Below are 424 nucleotides of genomic sequence, written 5' to 3'. Positions count from 1 at the left end.
GGCGTGCGGCCCCTGCTGAATTACGGTGGTGCTGACACCGAGGCGTTATCGGGCGCGCACGCCGGGCTCTCGGCTCTTAGGCTAGGGGAAACTCAAGACATAAGGCGTTAGACCTCAGACCCACTATCCAGAGAGGTGACAAACCATGTTCCTGCCGAAGTGGCTTATTTTGCTTGTCGTCTTATTGATCGCCGGTCTTGGAACATGGACTTCATTACTTGCCATAGGCCGCAACCCCCTTCCTTTCCCTGACGTCGGTTCTCGTATTTTTGTCGCCTCATCTCCCGAGGCAAAAGCGGCGATAGTGGCGTTACTGAAACAAAATGGAACCCGTGAGCGCTTCCGCTCCGATTCCGGGCCTGTCCAAGATTTTGTGTAACCGGGTACCCGGCAGGAGACTGTCGATCTACCCGGAGACACCATG

At 55.9% G+C, this 424-nt stretch carries 1 protein-coding gene; it reads left to right on the top strand.

Translation table 11 applies throughout. The annotated features are described in order from the left end of the window. The first annotated feature begins 145 nt into the window (after positions 1 to 145). Complete coding sequence (locus tag ABD679_RS10980; RefSeq protein ID WP_344760032.1) at positions 146 to 379, top strand: hypothetical protein; 234 nt, start codon at positions 146 to 148, stop codon at positions 377 to 379. Positions 380 to 424: the final 45 nt, after the last annotated feature.

The sequence above is a fragment of the Luteimonas lutimaris genome (assembly GCF_039537065.1).
In the GTDB taxonomy this organism is placed as follows: Bacteria; Pseudomonadota; Gammaproteobacteria; order Xanthomonadales; family Xanthomonadaceae; genus Luteimonas; species Luteimonas lutimaris.
This window is presented reverse-complemented; position numbering and strand designations above follow the sequence as displayed.